Origin of the sequence: Leifsonia sp. SIMBA_070 (genome assembly GCF_046534635.1) — a bacterium.
In the GTDB taxonomy this organism is placed as follows: Bacteria; Actinomycetota; Actinomycetes; order Actinomycetales; family Microbacteriaceae; genus Leifsonia.
The window spans coordinates 1-273 of the sequence record NZ_JAWRYK010000257.1; the positions used below are offsets into that span (position 1 = coordinate 1).

General features: G+C 64.1%; 1 protein-coding gene. It reads right to left on the minus strand.

The window, feature by feature from the left end:
* Positions 1–200: DUF3499 domain-containing protein (locus SB754_RS20245; RefSeq protein WP_410784159.1), on the minus strand; the 200-nt coding region annotated here is incomplete at its 3' end.
* Between the last annotated feature and the right edge of the window lie 73 nt (positions 201–273).

Sequence of the window (273 nt, forward strand, 5' to 3'; positions counted from 1 at the left end):
GAGAGATTCAGCCGGACCACTTCCCACCCCAGCGGAACGGTGAGCCGGGCGGCGTGCGAGCTGCACAAATCGTAACAATGGGGTTCGGCGTAGGTGGCCAATGGCCCCAGCACGGCGGTGGAGTCGGCATAGACGTACGTCAGGGTGGCGACAGCCGCCTGTCGGCACGCTGATCTTGAGCACAGTCTTAAGGAATCCACGGAGGACCACTTTACCCGGCCCGGCCACCAGTGGCGGGCAGGCTCGCCGATATCGGCGGCAGCTGAAAAACAG